The organism is Amycolatopsis sp. NPDC054798, from assembly GCF_053611505.1.
Genome location: NZ_JBSHAM010000066.1, coordinates 14,395 through 28,341, shown reverse-complemented (window position 1 = coordinate 28,341; position 13,947 = coordinate 14,395). Strand labels below are relative to the sequence as shown.

14 protein-coding genes are annotated in these 13,947 nt (G+C 70.4%); 9 read left to right on the top strand and 5 right to left on the bottom strand.

The annotated features are described in order from the left end of the window. The first annotated feature begins 145 nt into the window (after positions 1 to 145). Positions 146 to 979 (top strand): helix-turn-helix domain-containing protein, encoded by an 834-nt coding sequence (locus ACWGIC_RS32125; RefSeq protein ID WP_452079646.1) that lies wholly within the window; start codon positions 146 to 148, stop codon positions 977 to 979. A gap of 59 nt (positions 980 to 1,038) precedes the next feature. On the opposite strand, the gene ACWGIC_RS32120 is transcribed toward ACWGIC_RS32125, so the two are convergent. Then, positions 1,039 to 1,377, bottom strand: a complete 339-nt coding sequence (locus ACWGIC_RS32120) for a P-II family nitrogen regulator (RefSeq protein WP_452079645.1) — start codon at positions 1,375 to 1,377, stop codon at positions 1,039 to 1,041. Then, positions 1,374 to 2,684, bottom strand: a complete 1,311-nt coding sequence (locus tag ACWGIC_RS32115; RefSeq protein WP_452079644.1) for an ammonium transporter — start codon at positions 2,682 to 2,684, stop codon at positions 1,374 to 1,376. The genes ACWGIC_RS32120 and ACWGIC_RS32115 overlap by 4 nt, the downstream gene beginning before the upstream one ends. 241 nt (positions 2,685 to 2,925) lie before the next feature. On the opposite strand from ACWGIC_RS32115, the gene ACWGIC_RS32110 reads away from it, so the two are divergent. Genes ACWGIC_RS32110 through ACWGIC_RS32100 form a run of 3 tightly spaced genes read left to right on the top strand, consistent with a single transcriptional unit; the run spans position 2,926 to position 5,153 of the window. Next, the gene (locus ACWGIC_RS32110; protein WP_452079643.1) at positions 2,926 to 4,125 is read left to right on the top strand and encodes an FAD-binding oxidoreductase; all 1,200 of its coding nucleotides are present in this window, start codon (positions 2,926 to 2,928) and stop codon (positions 4,123 to 4,125) included. Between the two features lie 33 nt (positions 4,126 to 4,158). Then, a complete protein-coding gene (locus ACWGIC_RS32105; protein WP_452079642.1) occupies positions 4,159 to 4,761 on the top strand; it encodes a dihydrofolate reductase family protein in 603 nt (200 codons plus the stop codon). A gap of 11 nt (positions 4,762 to 4,772) precedes the next feature. Continuing rightward, positions 4,773 to 5,153, top strand: a complete 381-nt coding sequence (locus ACWGIC_RS32100; protein ID WP_452079641.1) for a PPOX class F420-dependent oxidoreductase — start codon at positions 4,773 to 4,775, stop codon at positions 5,151 to 5,153. Here the strand turns inward: ACWGIC_RS32100 and ACWGIC_RS32095 are convergent, their stop codons facing one another. Continuing rightward, a complete protein-coding gene (locus ACWGIC_RS32095) occupies positions 5,154 to 6,077 on the bottom strand; it encodes a LysR family transcriptional regulator (RefSeq protein ID WP_452079640.1) in 924 nt (307 codons plus the stop codon). Positions 6,078 to 6,160: 83 nt separating this feature from the next. Between ACWGIC_RS32095 and ACWGIC_RS32090 the strand changes: the two genes are divergently transcribed. The 3 genes from ACWGIC_RS32090 to ACWGIC_RS32080 are packed head-to-tail and all read left to right on the top strand — an operon-like array spanning position 6,161 to position 9,538. Continuing rightward, positions 6,161 to 6,868 (top strand): succinate dehydrogenase cytochrome b subunit, encoded by a 708-nt coding sequence (locus ACWGIC_RS32090; protein ID WP_452079639.1) that lies wholly within the window; start codon positions 6,161 to 6,163, stop codon positions 6,866 to 6,868. Position 6,869: 1 nt separating this feature from the next. Next, on the top strand, positions 6,870 to 8,798 hold the full coding sequence (locus tag ACWGIC_RS32085) for a fumarate reductase/succinate dehydrogenase flavoprotein subunit (protein WP_452079638.1): 1,929 nt from the start codon (positions 6,870 to 6,872) through the stop codon (positions 8,796 to 8,798). Further along, a complete protein-coding gene (locus ACWGIC_RS32080) occupies positions 8,795 to 9,538 on the top strand; it encodes a succinate dehydrogenase/fumarate reductase iron-sulfur subunit (RefSeq protein WP_452079637.1) in 744 nt (247 codons plus the stop codon). Before ACWGIC_RS32085 ends, ACWGIC_RS32080 begins: the two co-directional genes overlap by 4 nt. A 66-nt stretch (positions 9,539 to 9,604) precedes the next feature. Here ACWGIC_RS32080 and ACWGIC_RS32075 read toward each other — a convergent pair whose 3' ends face one another. After that, on the bottom strand, positions 9,605 to 10,513 hold the full coding sequence (locus tag ACWGIC_RS32075; RefSeq protein WP_452079636.1) for a DUF2382 domain-containing protein: 909 nt from the start codon (positions 10,511 to 10,513) through the stop codon (positions 9,605 to 9,607). 464 nt (positions 10,514 to 10,977) lie between these two features. Here ACWGIC_RS32075 and erm point away from each other — a divergent pair, with 464 nt between their 5' ends. Beyond that, positions 10,978 to 11,739 carry a 23S ribosomal RNA methyltransferase Erm gene (erm, locus tag ACWGIC_RS32070; protein ID WP_452079635.1) on the top strand — a complete coding sequence of 254 codons (762 nt, stop codon included), beginning with the start codon at positions 10,978 to 10,980 and terminating at the stop codon, positions 11,737 to 11,739. A 103-nt stretch (positions 11,740 to 11,842) separates the two neighbouring features. Then, positions 11,843 to 13,303: an aldehyde dehydrogenase gene (locus ACWGIC_RS32065; RefSeq protein WP_452079634.1), complete on the top strand. Its 1,461-nt coding sequence runs from the start codon at positions 11,843 to 11,845 to the stop codon at positions 13,301 to 13,303. On the opposite strand, the gene ACWGIC_RS32060 is transcribed toward ACWGIC_RS32065, so the two are convergent. Then, complete coding sequence (locus tag ACWGIC_RS32060) at positions 13,294 to 13,902, bottom strand: TetR/AcrR family transcriptional regulator (protein ID WP_452079633.1); 609 nt, start codon at positions 13,900 to 13,902, stop codon at positions 13,294 to 13,296. The genes ACWGIC_RS32065 and ACWGIC_RS32060 overlap by 10 nt on opposite strands. Positions 13,903 to 13,947: the final 45 nt, after the last annotated feature.

The following is a 13,947-nucleotide window of genomic DNA, read 5'->3' as shown; positions in this document are numbered from 1 at the left end:
GGGACTTGTGACCCGGCGCCTGCTGGCGGACAACCGCAGCGGCGAGACTTTCCCGTGCCGGAGTTTCATCCGGAAAAGCGTTGGCGGCCAGAAACAGGGGCGGCCGGTGCTTGACTCGCCCCCGGCGGACCGCTTCGGTACGGGGATGAACGCGTATGTGGAGCGTCCGCCGGTGCCCGGCCTGAGCGCCGTGGTGCGCACGGTCTGGATCCAGCGCACCGGCGAAGCGCCCTACGCGCAACGGCACCTGCCCACCGGCGGCGTCGAGATCCACTTCCCGGTCGGCGGCCGTCCGCAGCTGCTCGGGCCGTTGACCGGACCGCAGATCGAGGTCATTCCGGCGCGCACGACCGTAGTCGGGGTGCGGTTCCGGCCCGGGGCCGCGCCGCCCCTTCCCGCGGGGCTCGACGAACTGGCCGACCAGCGCGTCGGGCTGGCCGAGCTGTGGGGCCGGGCCGCGGATCGGCTCGCCGAGGCCGTGGCCCTGGCCGCGACGCCCGAACTGGGGCTCGCCGCGCTGCAAGCGCACCTCGTGCGCGAGTACCGCCGGACCGGCGGGCTGGACCGGCTGATCGGGGAAGCCGTGCGGGTGCTGATGCCGTGGGACCCGGTCGGCGTCGACGCGGTCGCCGCGCACCTGGCGCTGTCGGCGAGCCAGCTGCGCCGGAGGTGCCTGCAGACGGTCGGGATGAGCCCGAAGGTGCTCCAGCGGACGTTGCGGTTCCAAGGGTTTCTCGCGCTGGCCCAGTCCGGGGCGATCGCGACCGGACGGCGGGGAGCCGACGGGATGGCGGGCTTGGCCGTCGACGCGGGATATGCCGACCAGGCGCATCTGAGCCGCGAATGCCTCCGGCTCACCGGAGTCACGCCGAGGCAGCTCCTCGGGGGCGACCTCGACCGGTGCGCGTGCGGGCATGATCATTCCGCGTCCTACACGCCGTTCCTCGCCGGGCGCGGGCGTTCGCCGTTGCGCGGCTGAGCAAGTCCGCGCCGGAGAACGATTCCGGGCGGCTGCCCGCAATCGCGAGCGATCCAGGTCTACAACGCGTCCCGCCCGCGTTCCCCGGTGCGGACGCGCACGACGGTCTCCACCGGCGTCACCCACACCTTGCCGTCGCCGATCTTGCCGGTGTGCGCGGTGTCCAGCACGGTCCGCAGCGCGGCTTCGACCTGGTCGTCGTCCAGCAGGATCTCCAGCCGGTACTTGGTGATGAAGTCGACCGCGTACTCCGCGCCCCGGTAGATCTCGGTGTGCCCCTTCTGCCTGCCGTAGCCGCGGACCTCGCTCACCGTCATCCCGGCGATGCCGAGTTCCTGCAGGGCGATCCGGACGTCGTCCAGCACGAACGGCTTGACGACGGCGGTCAGCAGCTTCATCGGGTCTCCTCGCGCGCGGGCCGGTGCGATCCCGGTCCGCCGGCGGGCGCGCTCCCCCGGCGTCCGGACTGGACTGCCAGCTCGTACGCGCCTTCGGCGTGCTCTGCCTCGTCGACGCCGTCGATCTCGGCTTCGCGGTCGATCCGGAATCCCATGAATTTGTGCATGACCCAGCCGATCAGGAGGGTCACTGCCAGCGAATACCCTAGTACCGCCAGCGTTCCGACCGTCTGCCGCCACAGCTGGTCGAACCCGCCGCCGTAGAACAGGCCGTTCACGCCGCCCGGATTCACTCCGGCTGTCGCGAAGAGACCGATCAGCAGCGTGCCGACGAATCCGCCGAGACCGTGCACCGCGACCACGTCCAGGGAGTCGTCGAAGCCGAAGCGGTACTTCAGGCTCACCGCGAACGAGCACGCGACGCCTGCCACGATCCCGATCGCGGCCGCTCCGAGCGGTTCGACGTAGGCGCAGCCGGGCGTGATCCCGACCAGTCCGGCGACCGCGCCGGACGCGGCGCCGAGGGTGGTCGGCTTCCCGTCGCGGAACTGCTCGACCAGCAGCCAGCCCAGCACCGCGGCGGCGCCCGCGACGGTGGTGTTCAGAAAGGACGTCGCCGCCAAGTTCTTCGCGGCCAGCGCGGAACCGGCGTTGAACCCGAACCAGCCGAACCACAGCAGGCCGGCCCCGAACATCACGAACGGCAGGTTGTGCGGGCGGACGGCCTGCTTCGGCCAGCCGTGCCGCCTGCCGAGCACGAGCGCCAGCGCCAGCGCGGCCGCCCCGGAGTTCACCTCGACGACGGTGCCGCCCGCGAAGTCCAGCACGTGCAGTTTGGCCGCGATCCATCCGTCGGGAGCGAAAACCCAGTGCGCCACGGGGATGTACACCAGGGTCGTCCACACGACGGAGAAGACCGTCCACGTCCAGAACCGGGCCCGCTCGGCGATCGCTCCGGCCAGCAGCGCGACCGTGATGACCGCGAACATCATCTGGAAGGCGACGAACGCGTACAGCGGAACTTGGTTCCCGGCGGGCCCGACCGTCTGCTCGGCGACCCCGTGCAGCCCCGCCAGGCGCAGCGTGCCGAGCAGCCCGCCGAACCAATCGGGGCCGAAGGCGAGCGAATACCCGTAGAACACCCAGATCAGGCCGACGGTGGCGAGGCAGACGAACGTCATCGCCATCACGTTCAGCACGCTGCGGGCGCGCACCATCCCGCCGTAGAACAGCGCGAGCCCCGGCGTCATCAGCATGACCAGCGCCGCGCTGCCCAGCAGCCACGCCGTGCTTCCGGTATCGACCACGATCGGACTCCTCGTCTTCATCGCCCGGCCGCTGGAAGCTAACCGGGCGGTGTTACCGGAATGTTTCCGTCGTGCTTCCGCCAGCGACCCACGGTCCGGCGAAACGGGCGAACCGGAGCGAAAGGACGGTCTTCGGATGCGCGATGACCGGAAATACCGCGCACAGCGGATAAAACGGGTCAGGACGGGGTGCGCGTTTTGTTCAAGAACGGCAGTGCCGCGAGGCCCTAGCGTCAACTCCGTGATCGACCAGACCTCGCACGACGTCCGCCCCCGGCTCGTCCTCCGCTGCCGGGCGGTCTCCGACGTCGTCCAAGCACTGGCCCGCGCGGCCGCGACGGGCGAACGCCTCGTGCCCCGGGGCGGCGGGCATTGTTTCGCGAACCGCTCCTCGACCGACGGGATCGTGGCCGACCTGTCCGGCCTCGACCGGATCACGGTCGACGACCGCGGGGTGGCGACGATCGGCGCGGGCGCTCGCCTCGGCGCGGTGTACGCGGCGCTGCACGAGCACGGCCGGACGATCCCCGCCGGGTGCGGCGACACCGTCGGCATCGCGGGGCTGACGCTCGGCGGCGGGATCGGGCTTCTCGGCCGGCAGTACGGGCTGACCTGCGACCGGCTCGTCGGCGCGCAGGTGGTGCTCGCCGACCGGAGCGTCGTGGAGTGCGACGAACACCGGGAAGCCGACCTGTTCTGGGCGTTGCGCGGCGCGGGCGGCGGGCAGTTCGGCATCGTCACGGAGTTGCGGTTCGCGACTGTGCCGGAGCCTTCGGCCTGCCGGATCGAAGGACACTGGGCGCACCCGGAAAAGCTGGTCGGGACGTGGCAGGACTGGGCGCCCGACGCCCCCGGCGAACTGACCGTGAACCTCACTGTCCAAGCCGGACACGCGACGCTCTTCGGCGCTTCCGCCCTGCCGCCCGCCGAGACCCAGGCTCTGCTCCGGGAGTTCACCGCCCGGGCCGGTGTTCCGTATGCGATAGACCTCCGGCCGGATACTCCCTACTCCATGGTGAAGCGGACCTTCACCGCCCTCGACCCGGAAACGGGGAGCCGCCGGATCCGGTCGGAATTCTTCTCCCGCACGCTGTCCGAGCGCACTGCGACCGAACTGCTGGGGCGGTTGCGGGGGAACCGGCGGCTGGCGTTCACGGCGATGGGCGGGGCGTACAACCGGGTCGCGGAGGAGGAAACCGCGTTCGCCCACCGGGATGCGCGGTTTCTGCTGGAACAGGTCGGCGACCCGGGCGACCCGTGGGTGGACGAGGCGTGGCGCACGGCCCACCAGGAAGGCTCCGGCCGCGTGTACCCGAACTTTCCCGACCTCGCGCTCGACGATCCGGCCAAGGCGTACCACGCGGGCAACTACCCGAGGCTCGCCACGCTCAAGAAAACCTACGACCCGCACCGGGTGTTCGACTTCCCCCAGGCCCTCTGAGCGACTACCAATGAGCAACTGCCAAGGAGCGTAATGACCACAGTGTTCAGTGCCCTCGCCGTCTCGGTCGACGGGTACATCAGCGGCCGCCGCCCGGAAGGGGCCGACGAGACCGGGAGCGGGCTCGGCGACGCCGGGACGCTGTTCGACTGGTACTTCACCGGCGACACGCCCAGCAAGATCTTCGACGGCTTCAGCCTTTCCGAGCCCAGCGCGCGGGTTTTCGACTCGCTCGCCGCCCGCGTCGGGGCGACGGTCGTCGGGCACGCGACCTACGACCATTCAAGCCACTTCGGCGGCGGCGGTCCGCATCCGACCGCTCCGTTGTTCGTGGTCAGCCACCAGCCGGTGCCTGAACTGAGCGACACGCAGACCCAGGCGTTCAGCGTCGAAGAGGCCGTCGCCGCCGCGCGGGAAGCGGCGGGCGGCAAGGACGTCGCGCTCATGGGCGGCGTTCTGGTCACCGAAGCGATCAAGGCCGGGCTGGTCGACGACTTCGTCCTGCACCAGGTCCCGATCCTGCTGGGCGGCGGGCGGAGCTTCTTCCGCGAACTGCCCGAGCACGTCCGGCTCCGGCTGGTCGAAGCCGTCCCCGCGGACGGCGTCACCCACCTGCACTACGAGATTCTCCGCTGAAAGGAACCACCATGCTGAACCCCGAAGTCCGCCGCGTCCTCGACGGCACCCCGATCGCGCACCTCGCGACCGTCCTCCCGGACGGGTCCCCGCACGTCGTCCCGGTGTGGATCGGCACGCACGGCGACCGGATCGTCTTCCTGACCGGCCCGGACAGCCGCAAGGCCCGCAACCTCCGCCGCGACCCCCGGGTGGCGATTTCCCTCACCCCGCCGGACAACCCGTTCGAGCCGATCGTCGTCCGCGGCCGGGTGGCCGAGTGGATCGAGGGCGACCCGGCGTGGGAGATCGTCGACGAGGTGGCCAAGAAGTACATCGGCCAGCCGTACACGCGGGAACAGGTGCGCGTCGTCGGCCTGATCGAGCCGGAGAAGCAGTCGGTGGGGATGTAGTCACCGCCCGACGAGCGGACGCGTGCCGGGCGGCAGCTGAGCCTCCCTGTCGCCTAGGTACCGCACCACCGCCTCCTGCAGCGCCCGCACGGCGCGCGGCTGCTCGACGTCCCGCCGGTACGCCAGCCGCACCACCCGGCTCAGCCCGGGCTCGGTGAACCGCGTGCGCCGGAACCGGTCCCCGACCACGGTGCTCGGCACCACCGCCAAGCCCAGTCCGGCCCGCACCAGCTCCAGCACCGCGTCCATCTCGCCGCCTTCGATCGCGAACAGCGGGTCGAAGCCCTCGGCGCGGCAGGCGGTCACGGTCGCCTCGCGCAGGTCGTAGCCCTGCCGGAACATCACCAGCGGCCGGTCCCGCAGCGCGGCGATCGGCATCCGCCCGCGCACCGGCGCGGGCGCGTCCTTCGGCGAGATCACCACCAGGTCCTCGACGAACAGCGCCCGGCTCTCCAGCCGCGAATCGTCGTGCACCCGGCTGTCCACGATCATCGCCAGGTCCAGGCCGCCTTCCGACAGCGCGGTCTGCAGGTCGCGGGACCCGCTTTCGTGCAGCACCAGCTCGATCCCCGGATAGTCCCGGCGGAACGCGGCGAGCATCGCGGGCAGCAGGCCGGTGCACAGGCTCGGGGTGGCGCCGAGCCGCACCCGGCCGCGGCCCAGTTCGTCCAGCTCGCGGATCGCCCGGTACGCGGTTTCCGTCTCGGCGAGGATCCGGCGCGCGATCGGCAGCAGCGTCTCCCCCGCCTCGGTGAGCGTGACGTTGCCGCGGATCCGGTGGAACAGCCCCGCGCCGACATCCCGTTCCAGCGCGCGGATCTGCTGCGACAGTGAGGGCTGCGCCACACGCATGCGTTCCGCGGCGCGCGTGAAATGCCGTGTCTCGGCCACTGCCAGGAAATACGCCAGCTGCTGGAACTGCATGAGCGCCATCATAGGCGTTGCCTCTCGTTTCGAGAGAAATCATGTGTTTGCCCTCTCGTCAGCGCCGACTTACCGTCGGTTCCGTGGCACTCGCACCCGCTCCGCCCCGCCGTCGCCCGGCATTGGCGACCTTCTGGCGTTCGACCATCGGCAAGAAGGTCGTCATGGCCGTCACCGGGCTGATGTTCGTCGCGTTCCTCTTCGTGCACATGGCCGGGAACCTCAAGGTTTTCCTGGGAGCACAGCATTTCGACGACTACGCGGCCTGGCTGCGCACGATCGGCGAGCCGGTGCTGCAGAACGCCTGGTACCTCTCGATCCAGCGCGTCGTGCTGGTGATCGCGTTGGTGCTGCACGTGGTCGCGGCGGTGCAACTGTCCAAACGGGACCGTCAAGCGCGCCCGGTGAAGTACGCGCACGGCCAGCGGCGCAAGGCCAGTTTCGCGACGCACACCATGCGCTGGGGCGGCGCGACGCTCGCGCTCTACATCGTGTGGCACATCCTGGACCTCACGGTCGGCGTGGCCAATCAGGACTTCCGCGACGGCCAGCCCTACCACAACATCGTCGCGGATTTCCAGGTCTGGTGGGTCAACCTGATCTACATCGTCGCGCTGCTGATGCTCGGCCTGCACATCAACCACGGCTTCTGGAGCGCGGCGCAGACGCTGGGAATCACCAGCAAGGCCCGGGACCGGGCGTTGAAAGCCGTGGGCTCCGTGCTCGCCGTCGTGATCACCGGCGGCTTCCTGATCGTGCCGATCGCCGTGATGGCGGGATGGGTGGCCTGACATGAGCGACTACACGGTCGGCGAGCCGATCGCCGACACCCGGGCGCCGGACGGGCCGATCGAGGACCGCTGGGACAGCCGCCGCTTCGGCGCGAAGCTGGTCAACCCGGCCAACCGGCGGCGGCACCGGGTGATCGTCGTCGGCACCGGCCTCGCCGGGGCTTCCGCGGGCGCGACGCTCGCCGAACAGGGCTACCACGTGGTCCAGTTCTGCTTCCAGGACTCGCCCCGGCGCGCGCATTCGGTCGCCGCGCAGGGCGGGATCAACGCGGCGAAGAACTACCGCAATGACGGCGATTCGGTCTACCGGCTCTTCTACGACACCGTGAAGGGCGGCGACTTCCGGTCCCGGGAGTCCAATGTGTACCGGCTCGCGCAGGTGTCCGCGCAGATCATCGACCAGGCGGTCGCGCAAGGCGTGCCGTTCGCCCGGGAGTACGGCGGGCTGCTCGACACGCGTTCGTTCGGCGGCGTCCAGGTCCAGCGCACGTTCTACGCGCGCGGCCAGACCGGGCAGCAGCTGCTGCTCGGCGCGTATCAGGCGCTGGCGCGGCAGATCGACGCGGGCGGCGTGGAAATCCACCCGCGCACGGAAATGCTGGACCTGATCGTGTCCGGCGGCCGGGCGCGCGGGATCGTCGCGCGCGACCTGGTGACCGGCGAGGTGACCACGCATCTCGCGGACGCCGTCGTGCTCGCGACCGGCGGCTACGGCAACGTCTTCTACTTGTCCACCAACGCGAAAGGCTCCAACGCCACCGCGATCTGGCGGGCGCACAAGCGCGGCGCGTACTTCGCGAACCCGTGCTTCACCCAGATCCACCCGACCTGCATCCCGCGCTCGGGCGAGCACCAGTCGAAGCTGACGCTGATGAGCGAATCGCTGCGCAACGACGGCCGGATCTGGGTCCCGAAGCAGCCGCGCGACCCGCGTCCGCCGCGGGAGATCCCGGAGTCCGAACGGGATTACTACCTGGAGCGGATGTACCCGAGCTTCGGCAACCTGGTGCCGCGCGACATCGCTTCCCGCGCGGCGAAGAACGTCTGCGACGCCGGGTTCGGCGTCGGCCCCGGCGGGCTCGGCGTGTACCTGGACTTCGCCGACGCGATCGAGCGGATGGGCCGTCCGGCGGTGGAAGCCAAGTACGGCAACCTGTTCGACATGTACGAGCGGATCACCGCGGAGAACCCGTACGAGACGCCGATGCGGATCTACCCGGCGATCCACTACACGATGGGCGGGCTGTGGGTCGACTACGACCTGCAGAGCACGGTGCCCGGCCTGTTCGTGATCGGCGAGGCCAACTTCTCCGACCACGGCGCGAACCGGCTCGGAGCCTCCGCGCTGATGCAGGGCCTCGCCGACGGCTACTTCGTGCTTCCGGCCACCATCAACGACTACATCGCCCGCGGCAGCTTCCCCGCGCTCGACCCGGCTGATCCCGCGGTCGCCTCCGCGGAAACCGCGGTGCGCGAACGGCTTGAGCGGCTGCTCTCGGTGCGCGGCACCCGCAGCGTGGACTCGTTCCACCGCGAACTGGGCCACCTGATGTGGGACCACTGCGGGATGTCCCGATCCGCCGAAGGCCTGCGGAAAGCGCTCGACCGCATTCCGGGATTGCGGGCCGAATTCTGGCGGGACGTCCGTGTCCCGGGCACCGGAGCCGAGCTGAACCAGGAACTGGAGAAAGCCGGCCGCGTCGCCGATTTCCTGGAACTCGCCGAACTGCTGCTGCTCGACGCACTGGTGCGCGAGGAATCGTGCGGCGGCCATTTCCGCGAGGAACACCAGACCGAAGACGGCGAGGCCCAGCGCGACGACGAACGGTTCTCTTACGTCGCCGCCTGGGAATACGGCGAGAAGCCGGTGCTGCACCGGGAAATCCTGAACTTCGAGCACGTCCACCCCACCCAGCGGAGCTACACGTGAAACTCACCCTGCGGGTCTGGCGCCAGTCCGGCCCGGACGACGACGGCAGGCTGGTCGAATACCCGGTCGACGACGCCAGTCCGGACATGTCCTTCCTGGAGCTCCTCGACGTCCTCAACCAGCACCTCATCGAGGACGGAGCCCAGCCCATCGCCTTCGACCACGACTGCCGCGAGGGCATCTGCGGCTCGTGCGGCGTCGTGATCAACGGCCGGGCGCACGGCCCGGAACGCACCACGACCTGCCAGCTGCACCTTCGTTCCTTCCGCGACGGCGACGTACTGGACGTGGAACCGTGGCGGGCCAAGGGTTTCCCGGTGATCAAGGACCTGGTGGTCGACCGCTCGGCGTTCGACCGGATCATCGAAGCGGGCGGCTACGTCACCGCCCCGACCGGCAGCGCTCCCGAAGCGCACGCGACGCCGGTGCCGAAGCCGGACGCGGACCTGGCTTTCGACAACGCCACCTGCATCGGCTGCGGCGCCTGCGTGGCGGCCTGTCCGAACGGGTCGGCGATGCTGTTCACCTCGGCGAAGGTGGCGCATCTGAACTCGCTGCCGCAGGGCCAGCCGGAACGCGCCCAGCGCGTGCTGGACATGGTGGAAACCATGGACGCGGCGGACTTCGGCGGCTGCACGAACACCGGCGAATGCGTCGCTTCGTGTCCCAAGGGGATCCCCTTGACGAGCATCGCGAACCTCAACCGCGAGTTCCTGAAGGCCAGCCGCTCGCGCCGGTAGCCGAGACGCCCGCGAGGGGACCCTGGGGGCTCTGCTTCCCTCAGGGTTCCCCTCGCCGGACGCGGGTCAGGACTTCCTGCCCCGCTTGGTGTCGTCGTCGATGTCGATCCGTTCCTTGCGGACCTTGCCCTCGACGGTCTGCTCTTCGGTGACCTGCTCGGTGCCGAGGCGCACCCGCTCCACCGGCACGGTTTCCTTCTGCACCACCGGCTTTTCGGCGTGCAGCACGACATCCTGCTCCGCTTCGCCGATTTCGGCCTTGCCCGCGGCCTTGGCGTCGGTGATCGGCTCCCGCTCGATGCGCACTTCCTCGTGCGTGACCGGCACGGTCACCTGCTCGTTCTCGGTCACGACGTACTTGCGCAGCCGCACGTGGCCGGTTTCGACCTGTTCGGTGCCGACCCGCAGGCGTTCCTCGGAACGCACCACGTCGCCCGAGCCGGACGCGTCGTGCCGTCCGCCCTTGGCCGCGGCGGCGCGCTCATCGGTCGGCTGTCCCTTGGCCGCGGCGGCGCGTTCGTCAGTCATCCGCCCCTTGGCGGCAGCGGGGTCCTGGCCGGTCGGCCGCGCCCTGCCCGCGACACCGCCCGCAGCGCCGCCAGCGGCGCCGCCCGCCGCCGCGTCGCGCCCGGTGTCCCGCATGTTCTCGCCATGCCCGCGCGGGGCCGGCAGGCCGTAGTACTTGTACAGCTCGACGCTTTCCTTTTCGGAAAGATGGCCCTCGGCGTCGATGCGCGGCGCGTCGGACACCTGGTCCTTCGCGACCTGGACGTGCAGGCCGTCGCTCTCCATCCCCGCGCCCGACAGCGGCACGAAGCTTTCCTTCTGGCCGAACAGCCCGGTTTTGACGGTCACCCACTCCGGCCGGTGCGTGTCGTCGGCCAGATAAACCGTGCCCACCTTGCCGATCTTGCTGCCGGAATTGTCCATCACGGTGCTGTCGACGAGATCCTGCGGCTGGATTGCGCGTACCATGGATCCACTCCATTTCCCGAATCGGAATTTCTCCTCCGGCTCCCACTCTCCGGCTGGTCACAGCCTTCCGCAAGCGCCTTACCCCTCAGCCGAGCGACCCCGTTTCGTGTCAGTTTGCCGACCGCGATCAGCGGGTACTTCCGTCGCAAGAGGACCGTTCGCCGAGCCCCGGAGGAATGCGCGACAATTGCGCACCCGCCGGGACAAGAATTGCTGCGTCCCCATTCTCGCGAAGCGCCGCGCGGACCGGCGAGACGTGCCTGAGCGAAAACCCGGATGCGACCGGTCGGCATGGTCGGCTAGGCTCCCGCCCATGGGTGCCACTTTCGCCGCGTACGCATTGACTCGCCTCCGCAACGCCTGAGCGCCGGAAGCTCACCGCTCCGTCGCGCTCTCCCGTTGTCCGTCCGGGCTGCCTGTCTCGGCGCCCGGTTCGCTTCCTCATGCGCGGAGTCCGCACTCTCATGTCTGCCCTTCCCTACGGCGGACGGCATGAACTCGGCCAGAACTTCCTGGCCGACCCCGCCGTCATCGCCGCTGTCTGCACCGCCGCCGGCCGCACCACGGGCCCCCTCGTGGAACTCGCCGCGGGCGACGGCGCGCTGACCCTCCCGCTCAGCCGCACCGGCCGCCCGCTGACCGCGGTCGAACTCGATCCCCGCCGCGCCCGCCGCCTGGCCCGGCGGACCGGCGGCCACGTCGAGGTCGTCCACGGCGACCTCCTCCGGCACCGGCTGCCCGACGTTCCGCACACGATCGTCGGCAACCTTCCCTTCCACCTCACCACCGCCGCTCTGCGCAGGCTGTTCCGGCAGCCGCACTGGGAACTCGCGGTGCTGCTGGTGCAATGGGAGGTCGCCCGCCGCCGGGCCGGGATCGGCGGCGCGTCCCAGATGACCGCCGCCTGGTGGCCGTGGTTCGACTTCGCCGTCCCCGCCCGGGTGCCCGCGCACGCGTTCCGGCCCCGCCCGGCCGTGGACGGCGGGATCCTGGTGATCGCCCGCCGCCCGGAACCGCTCGTCCGCGAGCAGGCGGAGTACCAGGAGTTCGTCCGCGAGGTCTTCACCGGACGGGGCCGCGGGCTGGGCGGGATCCTGCCCCGCACCGGCCGTCTCAGCGCTCGCGCGGCACGCAGCTGGCTCGCCCGGAACCGCCTCTCGCCGCAAGCACTCCCCCGGGACCTGACCGCCGAACAGTGGGCCTCGCTCTGGAACCTGACGCGGTGACGCCTGCATCGGCCAGCCAGATGCACCGCAGCGAAAAGCTCTGCTTTCCCGCACCCCGGCAGGTGGCGATAGTGAACGGAGGCGAAGAAAGGCGGTTCCGGGAATGAACCACAGCGACTGGGTGCACGAGGCCGCGCGCCTGCGCCCCTGTACCGCGGCCTTTGTGGACGGTGACTGGCTCGACGCCAAGTCCGGCAAGACTTTCGCCGACGTCAACCCCGCCACCGGGCACCCAGTCGCGCACGTGGCCGAATGCGGCCGGGACGAGATCGACGCCGCGGTCTCGGCCGCGCGGCGAGCGTTCGAGGACGGCCGCTGGTCCCGGCTCGCCGCGGCCGAGCGCAAAAAGCGCCTGCTGAAGTTGTCCGGCCTCATCAGTGCGCACGGAAGCGAACTGGCGCTGTGCGACACCCTCGACGTCGGCCGTCCGATCGCCGACACCTTCGGCCAGGACGTGCCCGCGACCGCCGAGTGTTTCGCCTGGCACGCCGAAGCCCTCGACAAACGCTACGACGAGATCGCGTCCGCTCCGCCCGGCAACTTCGCCGCGATCCGGCGCGTGCCGCTCGGCGTGGTGGGCGCGGTCGTGCCGTGGAATTTCCCGCTGGACATCGCCGGATGGAAACTCGCCCCCGCGCTGGCCGCCGGCAACAGCGTGGTCCTCAAACCCGCTGAGCAGTCCCCGCTGTCCGCGCTGCGGCTGGCGGAACTGGCGGCGGAAGCGGGAATTCCGGACGGGGTCCTCAACGTCGTGCCGGGCTTCGGCGAGACCGCGGGCCAGGCGCTCGGCCGCCACCCGGACGTCGACGTCCTCGCCTTCACCGGCTCGACCCCGGTGGGCGGGCTGTTCCTGCGCTACGCCGGGGAGTCGAACCTCAAACAGGTCTGGCTCGAATGCGGCGGCAAAAGCCCGGCCGTCGTGTTCGCCGACGCGGATCTCGACGCCGCGGCGGACCTGGTCGCGTTCGGTTTCTGCGCCAACTCCGGCCAGGTCTGTTCGGCCGTCACCCGCCTGCTCGTAGAAGCGCCCGTGGCCGACGAATTCCTCGCCCGGCTGCGCGAGAAGGTCGCCGAGTGGGTGCCAGGAGATCCGCTGGACCCGGCCACGAAACTGGGTCCGATGATCGACGAGAACGCGGCGTCTCGGGTGCTCGCCGCCGTCGAGTCCAGCAGCGGAACTGTCGTCGCTGGCGGCACTCGCCGGGGAGCGTTCCTGAACCCGGCCATCGTGACCGGCCTGGCGTCCGACGATCCGCTCGTCACCGAAGAACTGTTCGGACCAGTCCTCGCCACGCTCCCGTTCGAATCGGAAGCCGAAGCGATCCGCCTGGCGAACGACACCCCGTACGGCCTCGCCGCCTCGGTCTGGACCCGCGATCTCGCCCGCGCGCACCGCGTCTCCGACGGAATCCACGCCGGGACCGTTTCAGTGAACACAGTGGACGCGCTCAGCACCGCGACCCCGTTCGGCGGCTTCAAGCAGTCCGGCTTCGGCAGGGACCTCTCCCTGCACTCGTTCGACAAGTACACCGGTCTCAAAACGGTCTGGACGGCCTACGCCTGACCGAGGTCCCGCCCGGTTTCCGCGGCCAGGTACCCCAGCACCAGTTCCCGCACCCTGCCCGAGGACAAGCTGGTGTTGCGTCCCGCGAGATGCAGGCCGTAGGCGTCCTCCAGAGCCACCGCGTTCGCCGCGATGTCCGCCGCGGGCGAGCGCAGCTGGAACGCCCCGGTGTCCCGGCCATGCGCGAGCGCGGCCGAGTACAGCGACACCTCGCGGTCCCACAACGCGGTCATCAGCACCGCATGCGCCGGGTCGCGCGCCGCGTGGACGTGCATTTCGTACAGCACCCGGCTCAACGGATCCCCTTCCCCGGCCGGAAGCCCCGCGTCGACGAGCCGCACCAGCCGCCGGGCCGGATCGTCCTCCGCCTCCGCCGCCCGCGCTCGGGCCCAGTAGAACCGGTCGACCGCGTCGCGGTGCAGCTCGAACAGCAGATCATCGAGGTCCGGGTAGTAGTAGCTGACCGAGCCTGCCGACATCCCGGCTTCCTCGGCGACGTCGCGCACGCGGAGACCGGCCAGCCCCCGGGTCCGGATCGCGCGGCCGGCCGCCGCCACCAGCTCGTCGCGCCGCTTCGCCTGGTCCTTGGGTCGTGCCACGTCCAGGATTATTGATGACGTGCATCGAAAAACCCAGCACCGGTT